General features: G+C 50.3%; 15 protein-coding genes. 2 read left to right on the top strand and 13 right to left on the bottom strand.

Annotated elements, in window-relative coordinates:
* Window positions 1-6: 6 nt before the first annotated feature.
* From H8S80_RS09240 to H8S80_RS09215, 6 genes are all read right to left on the bottom strand, one after another.
* On the bottom strand, window positions 7-882 hold the full coding sequence (locus H8S80_RS09240) for a carbohydrate ABC transporter permease (RefSeq protein WP_117630625.1): 876 nt from the start codon (window positions 880-882) through the stop codon (window positions 7-9).
* Window positions 883-898: 16 nt separating this feature from the next.
* Window positions 899-1,792, bottom strand: coding sequence for a carbohydrate ABC transporter permease (locus H8S80_RS09235; protein ID WP_243007825.1), 894 nt, complete (start codon window positions 1,790-1,792; stop codon window positions 899-901).
* A gap of 111 nt (window positions 1,793-1,903) precedes the next feature.
* Complete coding sequence (locus tag H8S80_RS09230) at window positions 1,904-3,292, bottom strand: ABC transporter substrate-binding protein (protein WP_207729816.1); 1,389 nt, start codon at window positions 3,290-3,292, stop codon at window positions 1,904-1,906.
* 179 nt (window positions 3,293-3,471) lie between these two features.
* The gene (locus tag H8S80_RS09225) at window positions 3,472-5,112 is read right to left on the bottom strand and encodes a response regulator transcription factor (protein WP_117630623.1); all 1,641 of its coding nucleotides are present in this window, start codon (window positions 5,110-5,112) and stop codon (window positions 3,472-3,474) included.
* Window positions 5,087-6,931 (bottom strand): sensor histidine kinase, encoded by a 1,845-nt coding sequence (locus H8S80_RS09220; protein WP_243010374.1) that lies wholly within the window; start codon window positions 6,929-6,931, stop codon window positions 5,087-5,089. Before H8S80_RS09220 ends, H8S80_RS09225 begins: the two co-directional genes overlap by 26 nt.
* 160 nt (window positions 6,932-7,091) lie before the next feature.
* The gene (locus H8S80_RS09215) at window positions 7,092-7,625 is read right to left on the bottom strand and encodes an HD domain-containing protein (RefSeq protein ID WP_002604826.1); all 534 of its coding nucleotides are present in this window, start codon (window positions 7,623-7,625) and stop codon (window positions 7,092-7,094) included.
* Between the two features lie 133 nt (window positions 7,626-7,758).
* Between H8S80_RS09215 and H8S80_RS09210 the strand changes: the two genes are divergently transcribed.
* Window positions 7,759-8,526, top strand: a complete 768-nt coding sequence (locus H8S80_RS09210) for a hypothetical protein (RefSeq protein ID WP_002604827.1) — start codon at window positions 7,759-7,761, stop codon at window positions 8,524-8,526.
* 103 nt (window positions 8,527-8,629) lie between these two features.
* Here H8S80_RS09210 and H8S80_RS09205 read toward each other — a convergent pair whose 3' ends face one another.
* On the bottom strand, window positions 8,630-8,875 hold the full coding sequence (locus H8S80_RS09205; protein WP_002604828.1) for a LexA family protein: 246 nt from the start codon (window positions 8,873-8,875) through the stop codon (window positions 8,630-8,632).
* A gap of 229 nt (window positions 8,876-9,104) precedes the next feature.
* Here H8S80_RS09205 and H8S80_RS09200 point away from each other — a divergent pair, with 229 nt between their 5' ends.
* On the top strand, window positions 9,105-10,040 hold the full coding sequence (locus H8S80_RS09200; protein ID WP_002604829.1) for a LysR family transcriptional regulator: 936 nt from the start codon (window positions 9,105-9,107) through the stop codon (window positions 10,038-10,040).
* Window positions 10,041-10,046: 6 nt separating this feature from the next.
* On the opposite strand, the gene metF is transcribed toward H8S80_RS09200, so the two are convergent.
* The 6 genes from metF to H8S80_RS09170 all read right to left on the bottom strand — a co-directional run bounded on the left by metF (window position 10,047) and on the right by H8S80_RS09170 (window position 16,507).
* Window positions 10,047-10,919 carry a methylenetetrahydrofolate reductase [NAD(P)H] gene (gene metF / locus H8S80_RS09195; protein WP_029467232.1) on the bottom strand — a complete coding sequence of 291 codons (873 nt, stop codon included), beginning with the start codon at window positions 10,917-10,919 and terminating at the stop codon, window positions 10,047-10,049.
* 145 nt (window positions 10,920-11,064) lie between these two features.
* Window positions 11,065-11,889, bottom strand: a complete 825-nt coding sequence (locus H8S80_RS09190) for a sugar phosphate isomerase/epimerase family protein (RefSeq protein ID WP_117630622.1) — start codon at window positions 11,887-11,889, stop codon at window positions 11,065-11,067.
* 9 nt (window positions 11,890-11,898) lie between these two features.
* A complete protein-coding gene (locus tag H8S80_RS09185) occupies window positions 11,899-13,065 on the bottom strand; it encodes a Gfo/Idh/MocA family protein (RefSeq protein ID WP_117630621.1) in 1,167 nt (388 codons plus the stop codon).
* A gap of 234 nt (window positions 13,066-13,299) precedes the next feature.
* The gene (locus H8S80_RS09180) at window positions 13,300-14,358 is read right to left on the bottom strand and encodes a LacI family DNA-binding transcriptional regulator (RefSeq protein WP_117630620.1); all 1,059 of its coding nucleotides are present in this window, start codon (window positions 14,356-14,358) and stop codon (window positions 13,300-13,302) included.
* 69 nt (window positions 14,359-14,427) lie between these two features.
* Window positions 14,428-15,786: a GH1 family beta-glucosidase gene (locus H8S80_RS09175; protein ID WP_002604834.1), complete on the bottom strand. Its 1,359-nt coding sequence runs from the start codon at window positions 15,784-15,786 to the stop codon at window positions 14,428-14,430.
* 4 nt (window positions 15,787-15,790) lie between these two features.
* Entirely contained in the window at window positions 15,791-16,507 is a 717-nt protein-coding gene (locus H8S80_RS09170) for an SDR family NAD(P)-dependent oxidoreductase (RefSeq protein ID WP_181987864.1), read from the bottom strand.
* Window positions 16,508-16,591 lie beyond the last annotated feature (84 nt).

Raw genomic sequence — 16,591 nt, 5'->3', positions numbered from 1 at the left:
TACCTCCTATCCCTTAACGGCCCCTGCCACCAGCCCCTTTACCAGGAATTTCTGACCCAGAACAAACACCAGAAACGCCGGTATCAGGGCGGAGGAAGCCGCCGCCATTACCAGATTATATTCTGTTACGCTTTCTTCAATAAAGTTCGTTAATGCGATCGGAATTGTATACAGTCTCCAGTCGCTTAAAAATACCAGCGGCTCCAGATAGCTGTTCCAGTTCCATAAAAATACCACCATGGCGAGTGACGCCATACTCGGCTTTGCGATCGGCACCATGATCCGCGCCCATATTACATACTCATTTGCCCCGTCTACCCGTGCGGACTCCCGGAGTTCATCCGGAATCTGCATAAAGTACTGACGCATCAGGAAGGTTCCCGTGATCGTAATGAGTCCGGGAAGAATCAGGGTCAGATGCGTGCCCGTCAGCCCCATTTTGTTAAAAAGCACAAATTTGGGGATCAGCGTCACCTGACTCGGAATCATCATCGTCGCTAAATACAGGAGAAACAACACGTTGCTTCCGCGGAATTTAATTTTTGCAAACGCATATCCGGCCAGAGTGCTTGTGATGACAGAACCCGTCAGGTTGATGACAGCGATTTTGATCGAGTTGAAATACGCCAGCCCGAAATGGTAATCCCGCGCAGCAACTCCTCCTATGTTCCATACTTTTTTATAGTTATCCGGATAAAAATACTCTGGTATCCATTTGATCGGCAGCTTCATAACATCCAGCGGCAGCTTCATGGAAGCGGACACCATCCAGATAAACGGGGTGACCATGGATAGCGCCACCAGTCCAATCAACACGGTGAAAAAGATTTTCACAGCGGTCCGTTTCATTTTATCCCGGTTAAACTGTACCTGTTTTTCCATATTTCCGCCTCCCCTCTTAATAACTTACCCATTTCTTCTGCCCCTTCCACTGTATGATGGTGATTGCAAACAGAATAAGGAATAGAATCCATGACATAGCCGCCGCATACCCCATTTTATAAAAGGTAAACGCAGACGTGTAAATATAGTATACGAGCACATTCGTAGCCGTTCCCGGGCCGCCTCTCGTCATGATCTGAATGGGTGCGAATACCTGGAAAGACGTGACGAACGTCGTAATTACCAGGAAAAATGTGGTTGGAGACAGAAACGGTACCGTCAGTTTAAAAAACTTGGTAACCTCCCCCGCACCGTCTATATCGGCCGCCTCGTAGACATCTTTTGGAAGCCCCTGGATCGCGGAGGTATAAATCATGTTGGCATAACCTACACCCGACCATATGGTCATGATGATTAACGCGGGCAGCGCCCACTTCGGGTCTCCCAGCCACTGCGGCGGATTTTCCACTCCAAAGAATTTAACCAGCTGAGTAAACGGTCCCCATGGAGAATACATCATCACCCATACAATGGCGACCGCCACAATATTGGATATATAAGGCATAAACAGGGCCAGTCGTATTGGAAGCTTGCCGACACAGTACTTGTCGATCACAACAGCCAGTATTAATGCCAGGAAAATGGTCAGCGGAACGACTGTAACCGCAAAGATGATCGTATTGATCAGAGAACTGATAAACCACTCATCCTTCCACATATCGATAAAGTTCTGAATTCCAACAAATGTCCAGTTTCCCAGGCCCTGCGTGTAATCCCAGTCCGTAAAGCTGATCACCAGTGAAAACACCATGGGAATCAGCGTAAACAACAGAACACCGATAATATTGGGAAGGATAAAGGAATATCCCACCAGGTCTGTTTTTAACTGTCTGCTCATCTTTCTTTTCACGGTTTCCTTCCTCCTTTCCTTCACTTTCTCTGATTTTTTGCGCAGAATGGCCGGAAACCGACTTTCCAGTACTGGCCTCCGGCCGCTTTCAGAAATCTGCGAAGTCCGCCTCTACTTCAAGAGGGCATCCGCGCGTTCCTTGGCCTTTGCCATTCCTTCTTCTACAGTCTGCTGTCCGATAAAGATCTTCTCAAGCTCTTCCGTTGCAACCTTCTTCACTTCAGCGATGTGGTTTGTAATGGAGGGAACCGCGTAATTATCGGCCGGTGTTATTAAAATCTTCATGGCGGAATCTAAGTCAATGTGATCTTCGGCTCCATTTAAAAATGCTTTTGCTACCTCTTCAGGATTATACGTATTGGCTGCGGGTACTCTTCCGCCTTCCACGACCGGAATCATGCCTTCCGTTGCGTACCATTTCGCAAATTCCCATGCCGCATCGATATTCTCCGATTTCGGATTGATGCATAAATGATCGCCGTAACCGCCCTGGGTATAGTTTCTCTGTCCTTTTTCCACCACTGGATACGGTGCAAATGCCGTGGTAAAATCATGAGGATACGTGGCAGTGTCTTTAATGCTCCGGACCATCCACGGGCCGACTGTCATAGCCGATTTTCCGGTAAGGAACATTCCCTCCTGAGAAAGCTTCTGTGTCACGGAATCCGTATGGGTCGGGGATGTCTTATCGACATTCATCATGCTGTTGATTAAATCCACTGATTTAACAACGACCGGATCGGTAAAGCTGGTTTCCGTCTCGCTTAAATACATCGGATCCCCGCCGTTCGTCTGTGCTACCAGATAGCCAAACACATATGACAGGTCCTGCTGGGAATTCCAGAACATTCCATACACTTTATCCTGGCCCTCTCCATGAGTCAGCTTTCTGGCCGTCTCTGCAAATTCTTCATATGTCCAATCAGTCGGAATCTCGATGCCGGCCTCATCAAACATGTCTTTATTGATAACGATTCCATACTGGTCCAGTTTCGTCGGGATGGAGTAAGGCTTGCCGTCCACAAAGTAAGCTTCCGCCATATTGCCGAAATACTGTTTCAAATCAAATCCGTCTCTTGCCATCAGATCGGTGAGATCCAGCGCCATATTGCCGCCTGCCCTTTTGGCCAGAACGTCTGTGGCATAGGTCATATAGAGGTCCACGCCAGTGCCGGACAGTAAGTTTGTCTCCAGCTTCAGGTTTCCGGTGTCGTCATTCACAAACCGCTCGTACTCCACCTGGATTCCCTTGTCTTTATACAGCTCATTGAAATTATCACAGGCCGCCTGAGGACCTGCCTCGGCAGGAACTCCGCCCCACATTCTCAGAGTGACTGTCTCTTTCTCGCTGTTTCCCGCAGCCTCCGTTTTCTCTCCTTCTGTCTTCTGTTCCTGCGACCCGGATGCAGCTGTAGCCTCCGGCTTCTGGGAACCGGAGCAGCCCGATAATACGGACAGTGCCATTGCTGTAGTTAAAACCAACGCCCATACTTTTTTCATATTTCTCACGATTACTTCCTCCTTGTTTATTATCATACTCTGGCCGGCCTTTTGTTTCTGTCTATACTATAACAAAAAAGGCAGGCTGGAACCATATTCCTGCCTGCTGTCTTTCTACCTATTTCTGCCATCCGGCAAATCTAAGATGCGTATCTTCTCCCGCATTCTCTTATATCCTGCTATTTTTCTTTCATATTCTGCTCCATCAGGGATCTGCGGAACTCATTCGGCGACTGTCCCGTCCTTTTTTTATACTGGGCGCTGAAATAATTGGGGTTGGAAATACCGATTCGCTCTGCGATCTCATTGATTCTCAAATCCGTATTCTGCAAAAGCTCCCTCGCCTTCTCCATCCGTACCATGCCGACATATTCCATGAAGCTGATTCCCGTCTCCTCTTTAAATACGTGGGAAAACCGGCTCTCGCTCATTCCGGCTACCTCCCCAATCCTGACAATGGACAGTTCCTCCGACAGATGGTCACAGACATAGCTCTTGACCAGGGCGATCTCCCGTCTGCACGGCTTCCCTGTCATACTCTCATATTCCTTCCGATAGAGTGTGAGCAGTTCACGCGCCGCGCACTCAATATCTCCATAACACGCATAGCCGCCGATGGCATCTTCCAGATTCGCCCCGTTTTCATCTCTGATGCTCTCTACGTCAATCCCATACCTTGACAGTCCCAGGTTCAGCTTTTTATACGCCTTCATCAGTCGTCTTCGGATATCCTCCGGACGCCAGCAGCCCTTGTCCTCGAAAAACAGCAGCAGTTTTTCCATGTAATCTTCCATTCCATGGAAATCCCCATTTAAGAGCAGCTGCTCCAGCGGGGCGGTCCGGTACTCCTCCGGAAGTACCATATCTTCATATTCCCGTACTGGTCCGGCAGCCAGTTCTCCTGTCTGCCGGAAAAACCGCTCTCCCAGAAGCTTTTTGTTCCGCTCAGCCGCTGCTTTCAGCTTCTCGATGCCGCACAGTTCTCCGCTCACGGCGCCGCTGATTCCTATCCCGTAATACTGCTTAATATATTTTACAAGCGTGCCGAATTTAAGCTCCAGGATCTCAAAAAATTCCTTCCACCCCTGGGCCTCTCCCTGGTTTATCACCACCAGAAAATCCTGGTCCGGATCCAGAAACACCTCGGCCCGGCCGCCCCGGCCTAAAATTTCGGTGATAATATTTTCCATGGAGAACAGGAAGAGATCATTTTCCAGGAAATCTCCTCTTTTTCTAACAATCTCAAGACTGTCCGGCTGTATTGTCACAGCACAGTATGGCCTGCGGAAATCGATCTTTAAGTGAATATCATCGAAGCCCTTCTGCACACCGCCGAGAAAGCCGTCTTTCTTCGTTAATGCCTGCCTGACAAGATTATTTTTGATGGCATCTAGGTTCTTATAAACCACCTCGCTCGTATCGCTCCTCGGCTTCATCTCCTCCTCGTCCAGGTCCATACTGGCTTCATCCATAATCTTAAGCAGTTCATCTACATGAATTGTCAGTTTAAAAATGTAATCATAAGCCCCCAGCTTCATTGCTTTTCTGACATTTTCAAAATCATTGTAATTGCTCAGAACGATAAACCGTATTCTTGGATAGTCCGCCGCACATTTGGCGATCAGGTCAAATCCATCCATAGGCTGCATTTTCAAATCTGTCAAAATGATATGCGGCTCATACTGCCGGATCTTTTTAAGCGCCTCTTCTCCATCTGAGGCATCTGCGACAATCGTATATCCATACTGTTCCCAGGATGTCATGGACTTTATGCCGATTCTCACCAGTACCTCATCATCCACAATCATGACCTTTTTCATCGTCTTCCCCCTCTATGACCGGCAGTGTAAATGTTACCGATGTTCCATGTGTCGCCACGCGCTCCAGTGTCAGTCCGTACTGCTCTCCAAAGGTGATGCGGATACAGGAGTCCACATTGGTCAGGCCAATCCCCGTCAGGCGGTCTCCCTTTCCAGCAGTCTGGCGAAACGTCTCAAACTGTTCAATCACCTCGTCTGATATTCCGATGCCGTCATCCTCCACGAACAGATAGAGGATCTGATCCTCCGTGTATCCGTATATCCGGATGGTGATCTGCTCCCGCTGTTTGTCATACCCGTGAATCAGCGCGTTTTCCACCACAGGCTGAAGAATAAACTTCATCATTCGAAGCTTTTTCATCTCATCCGGAATATCAATGTCAAGACTGCAATAGTCCTGATACCGGTAATTGTGAATGTATACAAAGTTACGGATATTGTCCAGCTCGTCCTCCAGTGTCACCAGGCGGTCATCCCGGCTCATGCTGTAATTCAGCACGCTGGCCAGGGCGTCGATGCTTTCCACGATATTATGAGCGCCGCGTATCATAGCCATCCAACGGATTGTCGTCAGGGTATTAAACAGAAAATGCGGATTCAGCTGCGCCCTCAGCGATTCATAGCGGTACTGCTCTTTGATCTTGTTTTCCTCCTGCAGGCGGGCGAACAGCTGCTTGATGTTGCCATCCAGACGGCAGAATGCCTGGTTTAAATGGCCGATCTCATCCTTCCGCTCCGTATCAATCCCGGAAATCTCGCTCTCGATCGTATAGTCTCCCATCTTCTTCGTCAGAACCACGATGGGCCTCACCAGAAGCCGCACCGCGGCGTAAGAGATTGCTGTTATCAGCACCAGCATGACTAAAATTACGGCATTGATCCGCTTCGTCACCATGCTGACCTCACTCAGCACTTCCTGATACCCGGTAAAATGAAAGACCTTCATCTGCTGCCCATTAAATACCCAGGGCCTCGGTATTGTATAAAAATTCAGCAGATACTCTGCTCCATTGGCGCTGCATCGTAAATTCCCGCTTTTTTTACCGGCGGTCTGTTGGTACAGCGCATCTAAGGCGCTCTCACCAATCTTTCTCTCCTTGTCATTGTTCAGCAGAATCTGGCCGTCATCCACACATACGTAAGCGACATCATCCTCATAGGCATAGGTCATCATCATCTCGCTGAACCGGGACTGTTCCATACTGAGTATCAGTGTGCCTGCCCGGTCCCCTGTCGTTCCGTCTTCCATAAGAGATCTTGCAAGTGATATGTACGTCTCTCCCTTATCCTTTTCCTCCGCAATATACGGCGGACTGAACATGGACCACGTCACATGGCCCCACTGGTTCATACTCTCGGCAACCCAGTCCTGCTTCAGAAGGAATTCATAATTTCTATAGTTTAGGCTCCAGTTGGAATAGACACGCCCATAGTTGTCAAACAGAATGACCTTTACATCCTCCATGCCGGCTCTTCCTCTGTAAATGCTGAGCTGATCCAGAAGCTGGTTGAAATAAACTACATTTTCGAATTCCGTTCTGTTTTCATCCCCTATGCGTTCGATCAGTTCCTTATCGAATACGAAGACATCAGAAAGAGAGGCCAGTTCCTCCAGCCCCTCTGTAATATTGCGCTCTCCTCTCGATATATCCTGAATAATCCTTTCGCTCAGTTTTTCCTGAATAAAGTTCTCCATGTTGATCCGTATATAGAGACATACGCCTGCGAACGGGATCACCACGCAGATCACAATCAGCAAAAACATCTTAACCGAAAACTTTGATATTCCTCCAAACAGTCTTTTCATCCCCGCTACCACTAGTGCCTCCCGGTGTAAATACGCCTTGTACCGTGCCTGATATCTGCATCAGGTGTGCGTCTGCGAAGCGACGGCGTAGTGGTACCTACAGCTAGCTTCGCAGGCGTGCAACTGGCGTAGAAAGCAGGTGCTATGCATGGCGTATTTACGCCGGGAGGCACTAGCTTCCAAACACCTTCCGGCACAGTTCAAAATACTCCTGACACAGCGGATACCCGGCCAGTTCCCTGATCCGTTCCGCCACTCCGTTATAATACCAGGCGTGCTCCGACTTCCTCTTTTCATTGAACCTGTCCCAGATTGCTTCGCCAAATACCATATAATCTCTGGCCGTGCACCGCAGGTTGCTTAACTTGTCCCCCAGAATCAGGATCTTGCTCTCCCTCGGCGCCGTATCCAGATGATCAAGGGTCGCCGCCTTGCGTTCCTTCCAGGACTTCGTCTTGTCCTCCGTCTCCGCCATCACGAGTGCCGCCACCCGCGGACCAAATAAAGCCTCCAGCTGCTGCTCCGATACTCCCGCATCCTCCACTACATCATGGAGAAGCGCCGCACAAATCAGTTCTTCGTCCTCCGACATCATGGAAACGATCACTGCCGTCTCCAGTGGATGGACGATATAAGGAACTCTGGTTCCTTTCCTGAAGGCCCCCTCATGGGCCTTCATCGCAAATGCTACGGCCTCGTCAACCATATGGCATCTCCTTCTAAGCTCTTTCTTAATATATTACCACAATTTATTACGATTTAACAGATCATCTTGTAAGAAACGCTTTTTTCTGTTATGCTAGGAAACGTAAAAAACACAAGGAGGAACCTTAATCAATATGAGTCCATATACCAACAATTCCAGGCAGAACCGAGGGAGAGGAGGCTCCAACCGGCACGATTCCGGACGGAGTGACTTTATGACGGTCCTCCTGTTTTATGTGCTTCCATTTATTGTCGTCAATTCCATTATCTTTATTCTCGTCACCGCGGCTCCGAAGGGCGATCTGACCATCGGGGAGGCCACCAATTTTACGACAACGACCATGGAATTAAAGATAAAATCACTGCTTCCCATCAAGGAGATGACTGTGACGCTGGACGGCAACGCGGTGGAGCTCACCAAAACTGCCTCCAAGACCTACACGGCGACACTCGGCTCCAACGGAACCGTAAAAGTGAGTTTAACAGCCTTTAACGGCATGAAAAATATATTTTCCGAACAGGTCAATGTCCTGGATGACACTCCGCCTAGCATAAAGGATTCCATCATCGAGGACGGCGTTCTTTCCTTCCGTCTGGAGGATACCCAGTCCGGAGTGAATTATGACACCATATACGCTTACGATGATGACACGCCGGAGATTCTTCCGCTCTCGATCGACCGCAGTACCGGACTTATTACGTTCGATATGCAGAAGGAGAATCTGACCATCTGTGTGAAGGACTTAATCGGCAACGAAGCCCGTGTAACGATCACACCGGAGGGCGAGAATCTGGACCCGGAGGAAGCGGCTGCCGAGGCCAGCCAGGAAGCGGCCCAGGCCAGTGATGCGGCTGCCGGTGACAGCGCTGAGAACGACGCCAATCTGGAAACAGCAGAATAACAACATAACTGCCATTAAAAAACCCGGGAGAGCATTTCAGCTGAATCCATCAGCTGAAATGCTCTCCCGGGTTTTTGACTCCCCCCTCAGTTCTCATACAGTTTTAATGCTCACACTCCTCCACGACTTTAAATCCTACCAGCTTAATCGTCCGCGGTCCATGGCCGAGAATAATTCTCCCGATATCCTCCAGTTCCTCCAGATAAAGACTGATCGTAGCCGTTGAGTTTTTTCCCACGCCGTCGCAGATTTCGCGGATAGTGGGAGAATACAGATTTTCAGAAACAAAGTACACGATAAATTGATAAATTCTCTCCTGCAAGTCATAATCCCATCGTAAGCCTCTCAATTTTTCTCCTCCTGAATTTAAAAACCTTATTTTATCATACCATATTTTGGTAATTTCCAAAAATGGTAATTTTTTCCAGAGTCGGTTTTTGTCGGAATTTTGGACCGCCGGACGAATTCTGCGGTTTTGATAGGTCGAAAAATCGCCCGAAAGGCTCATTTTTACGTTATTATTTGCACTTTTGGTAAAAATACAGTATATTATAGAAAAAAACTATGGGAGGTGTCCTATGACGATTCAGCAGCTGAAATACATCATAAAGATCGTGGAATGCGGGTCGATCACGGAGGCGGCGAGGCAGCTGTACATATCGCAGCCCAGCCTTTCCGCGGCTTTAAAAGAACTGGAATCAGAATTTGGAATTGAACTTTTCTACCGGACAGCGAAGGGGATATCCCTGACGGCCGAAGGCACGGAATTTTTATCGTATGCGCGCCAGGTCATTGAGCAGACGCAGCTTTTAGAGCAGCGCTATACGAACGGAAAGCCGGCGAAGCGGCTCTGCTCCGTATCCACGCAGCACTATGCGTTTGCGGTCAACGCCTTTGTCAACTTAATTTCCCGGATCGATACGGATGAGTATGAGTTTACGTTAAGGGAAACACGGACGTACGAGATCATAGAAGATGTGGCAAATTTCCGGAGTGAGGTGGGGATCCTCTACTTCAGCCAGTTTAATGAAAAGGTGCTGAAAAAGCTGCTGAAGGAGCATCATCTGGCCTTTGTACCCCTGTTCGAGGCGGCTCCCCACGTGTTTATCAGTTCCGCCCATCCGCTCGCCAAACGGGAGGCAGTCACTCTCGATGACTTAGAGGACTATCCGTTTCTTGCATTTGAACAGGGAACCTATAATTCCTTTTATTTCTCAGAGGAGATCTTAAGCACCGCTCCGCATAAGAAGACCATTCACGTCAGCGACAGGGCGACTCTGTTTAACCTGTTGATCGGTCTGAACGGCTACACAATCTGCAGCGGAATACTAAACAGCAATCTAAATGGTGACAACATCGTGTCCGTACCGCTTCAAACGGATGAATGGATGCGGGTGGGCTATATTTGCAGCGATAAATTCCCTTTAAGCCCAATTTCACTTTCCTATATCAGCGAACTGAAGAAGCTGATTCTGGAAGAAGGATTCACCATTCTGCCGGAGGCCGGCCGGTAAGATTACTTACGCGGCCAGCAGGCGGTAGACAGCCTCGTGAATCTTCGCCGCAACGTAAGGATTGTTCATGGTATAAAGGTGAATGCCGTCGACACCCCGCGCTATCAGATCCACGATCTGATCCACCGCGTAGGCAATTCCGGCATCACGCATGGCCTCGGGATTATGCTCATACCGTTCCATAATTGCGGTAAATTTCGAAGGCAGGCTTACGCCGCAGAGGGATACCATACGCTCGATCTGCTTTTTGTTGGTAACCGGCATGATCCCCGCCTCCACCGGAACATGAATTCCCGCCAGCGAAGCGCGTTCCCGGAACCGGTAGAAACAGTCATTGTCAAAGAAGAGCTGTGTGATCAAATGGTCGGCGCCTGCGTCCACCTTGGTCTTTAAGCTGCGGATATCGGTCAGGATGTTTTCCGATTCCGTATGACCTTCCGGATAGCAGGCCGCCAGCACATTGAACTCCTTGAATTCATCGTTTTCTTTTATAAAGGAGATCAGGTCACTGGCATGCCCGAAGTCGCCGTCCGGGCGGCCGCCCTCGGGGATATCTCCGCGCAGAGCGAGAATATTGTCGATTCCCGCTCTCTTAAATCCGCCCAGCAGGCTGATTACATCGTCTCTCTTCAGGCCGATGCATGGCAAATGCGCCACACTCTCGATCCCGTATTCATTCTTGATCCTGGAGGCGATCTCCGTCGTCGCCTTACAGTTTTCACTGCCGCCCGCCCCGTATGTAACGCTGATAAAATCCGGATTCAGTTTTCTTAAACTGTCCAGTGTCTCGTATATCGTCTCGACCGGATTGGTTCTCTTCGGAGGAAAGACCTCGAAGGACAGCACCGGTTTCTTAGCAAATATATCTGTTGTTTTCATTTTTCTATCTCCCTGCCGGTTCGGCCATATACAAAGGGCAGCTGCCCCTTTCGCCTTTGGCGGCTCTGATTTTATGACCATAATCATAGCATAGATCGACAGCATAGGGAAATATAGATTTTATATTGTATTATATAGGTATTTCCTATGGGATATCCGGACCGAAGCGCTTGACATACTTCAGGCTTTCTAAGTATTCCTCATCCCCTTTGAGGTGCTCAATGATAACTGGCATATCCGGATTGACGTGTTCTGCCAGCCTGATATAATTCCTTAAATCCAGCGTCCCGTCTCCGCAGGCCGTCTCCTTTAACTGGAAGGTAAATTCCTCCCGCAGGGATACGTCCTTAATATGGCAGCTTTTTATCCGGTCTCCCAGCATCGCAAAGCACTGCTCCATAAATTCATGATTGTTAAAATACTTATCCGGGCTTGTGATCCAGTTTGCCAGATCCATATGCACGGCAAACCGCTCCCGGTTCACCTCCTCCAGCAGCCGCAGATACTGCTCCGGACCGGCTGGTACCATCCAGGGCATCGGTTCCAGCGTATAATACGTCCGCTCCGGCATCGCCTCATCGATAATATTCTGAATGGATCGCACCGTCTTCTTCCAGTGCGCCTCTGTAAAATTCTCCTTGTAAGCCCCATCCCACCGGCTTCCCGCGCTACCGGCTATATTGACGCAGCATGACGCGCCAATCCGGTCTGCCAGCTGAAGCTGCCGGACACAGCGGGTGAAAGCCTCACTCCGCACATCTTCATCCGGTGACAGCGGATTGGACCATGCCCCTACCTCAGCGATTATAAGCCCTTCCTGCTCTGCGGCTTCGGCATACGCACCGACAACCGCCTCTCCCGCCATATAATCCACAGGAAATACAACACAGCCGCAGCCGATGGCTTTCATATTGGCCGCCCACTCCTTTGGAGTCTCATGTTTCAGCGGCGACGCTAATCCCAGCCTCATATTCTATTCTCACTTTCTGTTCTGTCTGACTTCTCCCGCAGAATTCCCCTCTATCAGAGGCTCCGGCCTTCCGCAGGTTGTCTTCATATAATAGCACCCGCCGCTCTTCGCGGCTTCCATGATTCCATTTATGGCTTCCAACACGTGGCAGACCAGGTCCATTCCGGCTCTTGCAGGCCTGTTTTCGTTTATGGCCATCGCTAAATCCAGCGCCCCTGCTCCTCTTATATACTCCGCAGTTTCGGGATAAAGCCGTCTCAGTTCCTCTTCATCCGGGAAGCTGCGGTTTAACGGCTCTGCTGCGGCCGTACGGTCCGCCAGCACCGTCTCTTTCCTGGTGACCTCCGGCATTCCCGACGACATATTGGGATCCGGTGCAGACAGCGTCCCCTCTGTTCCATATATTTCAAACATCGGCAGAGCAGCTTTCCAGATATCAAAGCTGATGGTCAGATTGGCAATCAGCCCGCCGGAAAGCTTTAAAAGGGCCGTATAATAAGTGGGAGTCTCAACGGTAAGCTCTTCGCCCGCCAAAGGCTGGCTGTAGATCTTCCGCTTCTCGAATCCGGTTGCCGCCATGGCTCTGATCTCCGCAATAGGTCCAAACAAGGCCACGACAGCAGTTAAATAGTATGGTCCCATATCGTAAAGCGGCCCGGCCCCTTCCTGGTAAAACTGTGCCGGCGCCGGATGCCACATTTCCACTCCGCAGGACATCATCGCCGCGTTTAAATAGAGCGGCCGTCCTATGGCTCCCCGCTCCAGAAGCAGTCTGGTCCGCTGCAGCCCCGGTCCTAAAAACGTATCCGGAGCACCGCCGATCCGCACTCCCCGCTCCTCTGCCAGCTCCGTCAGCTCCCTCGCCTGTTCCCAGGTAAAGGCAAATGGCTTCTCGCAGAATAAATTCTTACCCGCCATCAGAATCCGGCGGTTTAATTCATAATGGAACTTAGGCGGCGTCAGATTGATAATCATGGAAACGTCCTTATTTTCAAGTAAATGGTCCGGATCGGACCACGTTTCTATCCCGAACTCTCTGGCACACGCCTCAGCCTTCCCGGTATCCACGTCCGCACACGCCACGATTTCCAGTGGCCGGTACAGCTCCTGTATGTTCTTTATGTAGGTGCTGCTGATCACACCGCAGCCTAATATACCTGTTTTTACTCTATCCATGAGTTCTATTTTCTCTTTCCCCCACGCTTAAGAAATAGCGAGGGCTATATTAGGCGAATTTACACCAGGCACTCTAGTGTCGCCGGACTTAAATGCGTACTGCATAGTGCCTGATATCTGCGTCAGGTGTGCGTCCACGAAGCGACGGCGTAGTGGACCCTACGACTAGCTTCGTGGGCGTGCTCCTGGCGTAGATAGCGGGTGCTATGCAGTACGTATTTAGGTCCGGCGGCACTAGTACAGCTTTGCACTAGTGCTGTTTCTAACGATCAATTCCGCCCCCGATATCCGGATCACCCGGTACGGGCGTTCCGGATTCTCAATTCTCCACAGGATCGTCTCCGCAGCGCTCATCCCAAGCTCCTCCCGGTTCACACTCACCGTCGTCAAATCCGCGGCCAGCGATTCGCTCAGATTATCAAAACCGGCCACAGCCACCATCTCCGGCACCTTTACCCCCGCTGCGCGGAAATACCGCATCAGCGAAATGGCCAGCACGTCATTAAAACACACCACCGCCGTAGGGAAATTCTTCAGATGCGAAAGCCGCTCCTCTGCCTCAATCTTCTGGACGATCTCCTGGAATTCTCCGATAAAACAGTCCTCCGATCCCACGTTTAAACCCGCGGCGGCCAGCCCCCGGCGGTAGCCCTGCCACCGCTCCTTATTCGTCAGCTGGCCGTTTATGGCTCCGGCATAACCGATTCTCGTATGTCCCAGATCTGCCAGATGGCCGATCAGCACCCTCATGGGCTCTTCATTTACGCCCATGATAACATCGGAGTAAAGCCCTTCCGCCCACGCGTCTTCTACCGTATCCACAGCCACCACCGGAAGTCCGCACTCCCTGATCCGGCGGATATGGTGTTTCTTAAAATTCCCCAGCTGTATGATTCCGCTGGCCGTCCTGGGATTAAAGTTAATCGGGAACTCAAAATCCGTATCCTCCGACAGATCCAGAAAACACAGATTCAGATTATAGCCGCGTTTCGTCAGAGTCCTGACCATTCCGCTGATGACAGGCGCCCAGTAAGAGTCCGTTGTACAGTTTAAGTTTGAAAAAAGGCAAATCTGTTTTAAATCCGACATCGTCACATTTCCCTCCTGTTCCGAAGGGACTTCTGCCTCCTGCATCTGTCTCTCAGAAATATGACGGTATCCAAGCTGTTTTGCCGTGCTCAAAATCAGGTTCCGCGTCTCCTCGCTGACTCCCGAGGCATAATTTAACGCCTTGGAAACAGTCAGTCTGGATATTTTCAAATAATCTGCTATGTCTTGCTGTGTTGTCCTCATCTTCGTACCCCCTGGGTTCTGACAATCTCTTTTATCGTTACGGTTCACGCTGTGCACAGTAACCTTTTATCACAAATGAACACCGTTGCCGGCTATTACGTCTCTGTACCAGTATCCGGAATCCTTGATAGTCCTCACCTGTGTCTTGTAATCGACATGAACGATTCCAAAACGCTCAGAGTAACCCTTTGACCATTCATAATTATCCATCAGGGACCACAAAAAATATCCCTCAACAGGAGTCCCTTCCTCCGCCGTTTTCTTTAAGCAGCGCAGATACCGCTGCAGAAAATCGATCCGGTTCGGATCATGGACCTTTCCATCCAGCGAAACACTGTCGTGAGCCGCCATTCCATTTTCTGATATATAAAACGGCTTCTGATATCTTTCATATAAAAACCTGGGACCCCAGTACAGACTCTCTGGTGTCACCGGCCATCCGATGGATGTGCGGGCGTATCCCGGCTCACGCGGAACATAGCGGTATCCGCCGTTTCCATCCGCGCGTACCGCGCTCCCGTTATAGATATTCTGACAGTAAAAATCGATCGGCTCAGAGATCACTTCCATGTCCTTTGCCCCGATCTCCGGCATGATATCCCGGTACAGGCGAACCCCTTCCTCGGGGTATTTCCCGAAGAGAACAGGATCGCTCCACCAGGGAATATTCCACATAAAATTATCCGGATCCGGACATATATCGAAAGTTGCCATTCTCGCAGCCTCCACATCCTCCGGTTTCTGCGTATCCGGATAATGGGCGCTGCACGTCGGCGCATACCCAATTTTAGCATGCGGAGCCACTTTCCTCAATACTTTTGTGGCTTTTCCATGGGCAAGAAGCACATGATGAGCCATCTCCAGAACGGCTCTCCGGGACATGATATTTCCCGGGGCATGCTCGCCGGTCACGTGGCCCAGACCGATAAAACACTGCGGTTCATTAAATGTAATATAGTGTTTCACTTTATCGCCCAGATACTCCGCCACGATCCGCGCATACTCTGCAAAATAATCGGTGATCGCAGGGTTCTGCCAACCGCCGATCCGGTAAAGCCCGTATGGCAGATCCCAGTGGAACAGCGTCACATACGGCTCAATCCCATTCTCAACGAGTTCATCCACCAGGTTCTTATAAAAGCGGAGGCCTTCCTCATTCACCGCCCCGTATCCCTGCGGCAGAATCCTGCTCCAGGCCACGGAGAAGCGATAGGCCTTTAACCCAAGCGCCTTCATAATCGCCACGTCCTCCACATAGCGGTGATAATGGTCCGCCGCCACATCTCCCGTGTGCCCGGAAAATGTCTTTCCCGGCATGCGGGCAAATTCATCCCATACGGTTAAACCTCTGCCGCCTTCCGTCACAGCCCCCTCTACCTGATAGGAAGCCGTTGCCGCTCCCCACACAAATCCATCCTTAAATCCCATCCTGTCACTCCTTTCTTCCAGCCTGGTGCAGCATAGCGTTTCCACGGTAATCCACATAGATTTCCCTGTTATCCGCAAGCACTTCCCCTACCGCCAGACGATATATGCCTTCGGCCGACTCCGCCGCCTCAATCTGGCCGTTCTCCGCCCCCATGGCCGTCTTCATGCGCCCCGGGTGAACGGAAAAAACGCGGGTCGGTATGCCCAGCGCAGCCGCCGTCTGCTTCAGTATAAAGCCATACTGTGCAATTGCCGTCTTGCTCATACAGTAGGCCGCGTACTTCGGCCCCACTCCGTCAATCGAGACCACCTCAGACGAAATATTAATCACGGTTCCTCCTCCGCTCTCCGCCAACAGGCCGAAAAAGCGGCTGCAAATATAGACAGGACCTATGGTATTTACTTTAAAGGTCTTCTCCAGATCCTCATAGCGGTCCGTCAGAATGGTTCCCTCCCTGTTTAAGAGCACTCCGGCCACATTGATCAAGATATCCAGACGGTCCGTGTATTCCCCGACTGTTGCTCTCGCCGCCTCAATACTGTCTTTATCCGAAACGTCCAGTAAGACGGGAATCAGCCGGGGATCGCCCTTCAGTTCTTCCAGCTCCATCAAATCTTCTGTCTGCAGCACACCTGCGAAAACCCGGTGTCCCTCGCTTAAAAATTTTCTGCATAACGCGGCGCCCAGTCCCATAAGCGCCCCCGATACCAATACATCCATCGCTTCTGCCTCCATCCGCGTACAAACGGGCCGCCGCACTGATTCAGTGCAGCAGCCCCGTTTTTCACCAGAGCGTATTTAAAC

The organism is Hungatella sp. L36, assembly GCF_014288035.1.
This window is presented reverse-complemented; position numbering and strand designations above follow the sequence as displayed.

What these genes read in the sequence shown, in the direction of transcription:
- metF (WP_029467232.1), bottom strand. Translation starts at nt 10,919, where the DNA reads ATGAAAACAACAGATATATTTGCTAAGAAACCGGTGCTGTCCTTCGAG.
- H8S80_RS09230 (WP_207729816.1), bottom strand. Translation starts at nt 3,292, where the DNA reads ATGAAAAAAGTATGGGCGTTGGTTTTAACTACAGCAATGGCACTGTCC.
- H8S80_RS09190 (WP_117630622.1), bottom strand. Translation starts at nt 11,889, where the DNA reads ATGAGGCTGGGATTAGCGTCGCCGCTGAAACATGAGACTCCAAAGGAG.
- H8S80_RS09210 (WP_002604827.1), top strand. Translation starts at nt 7,759, where the DNA reads ATGAGTCCATATACCAACAATTCCAGGCAGAACCGAGGGAGAGGAGGC.
- H8S80_RS09170 (WP_181987864.1), bottom strand. Translation starts at nt 16,507, where the DNA reads ATGGATGTATTGGTATCGGGGGCGCTTATGGGACTGGGCGCCGCGTTA.
- H8S80_RS09215 (WP_002604826.1), bottom strand. Translation starts at nt 7,625, where the DNA reads ATGGTTGACGAGGCCGTAGCATTTGCGATGAAGGCCCATGAGGGGGCC.
- H8S80_RS09240 (WP_117630625.1), bottom strand. Translation starts at nt 882, where the DNA reads ATGGAAAAACAGGTACAGTTTAACCGGGATAAAATGAAACGGACCGCT.
- H8S80_RS09225 (WP_117630623.1), bottom strand. Translation starts at nt 5,112, where the DNA reads ATGAAAAAGGTCATGATTGTGGATGATGAGGTACTGGTGAGAATCGGC.
- H8S80_RS09175 (WP_002604834.1), bottom strand. Translation starts at nt 15,786, where the DNA reads ATGGGATTTAAGGATGGATTTGTGTGGGGAGCGGCAACGGCTTCCTAT.
- H8S80_RS09185 (WP_117630621.1), bottom strand. Translation starts at nt 13,065, where the DNA reads ATGGATAGAGTAAAAACAGGTATATTAGGCTGCGGTGTGATCAGCAGC.
- H8S80_RS09180 (WP_117630620.1), bottom strand. Translation starts at nt 14,358, where the DNA reads ATGAGGACAACACAGCAAGACATAGCAGATTATTTGAAAATATCCAGA.
- H8S80_RS09200 (WP_002604829.1), top strand. Translation starts at nt 9,105, where the DNA reads ATGACGATTCAGCAGCTGAAATACATCATAAAGATCGTGGAATGCGGG.